Origin of the sequence: Weissella sp. DD23, from assembly GCF_001579105.1 — a bacterium.
GTDB lineage: Bacteria > Bacillota > Bacilli > Lactobacillales > Lactobacillaceae > Weissella > Weissella cibaria.
Genome location: NZ_KQ970391.1, coordinates 280,831 through 281,463, shown reverse-complemented (window position 1 = coordinate 281,463; position 633 = coordinate 280,831). Strand labels below are relative to the sequence as shown.

The 633-nt window shown below is 50.1% G+C and carries 1 pseudogene; it reads right to left on the bottom strand.

The features are described from left to right. A pseudogene (locus WEIDD23_RS13445) lies at positions 1-633 on the bottom strand (hypothetical protein); the annotation flags it as partial.

Sequence of the window (633 nt, the reverse complement as noted above, 5' to 3'; positions counted from 1 at the left end):
GTTGCTTGAATTCGCGTGTTAGTTACCTTATCCATCTGATACGTGTGGTTCACTGTTACCGTAACCACGTTCGTTGCGGGCGCTGGGTTAGCCCCTTCGTACGTCACTGTTGACGTTGCCGTCAACGGCTCAGTCTCGTTTGTAACTTGGTGACGCAACGTTACCGTAAATGACTGATCTTCCTTATCCTTATTGTCAAACAACACTGGATCAGTTGGTAGTCCAGCGACTACGTAGTAGCCGGCCTTAACCAACTTATCAACGACGTCTTGCGCCGTCTTAAAGTCAATCGTGCCATCAGTCACACCATCGATTGTCACATCCGTTTGCTTGGCGACCGGTTGTCCAGTCGTCAAATCACTAAACTTCACGACAACCTTCTGTGCATCTGCGGTATACGTCACCGTTGACTTAGCGGGTGCGTAGCTGTACTCACCAGTCTCAGTATTCAATACTGCTTCCGCTGTATTCGATACTGTCGTCTTATCTGGTGTGTAACCAGCTACAGCTGGTGTCTTAATCGTCGTGTACGTCAACGCACCCGTCGTTTCATCCACCGTTGCCTTTGCCGCATCAGCTGCCGCAACCGTGTACGTATCTGGCTGGTAATCCGTAACGTACGCATCCTTCGCT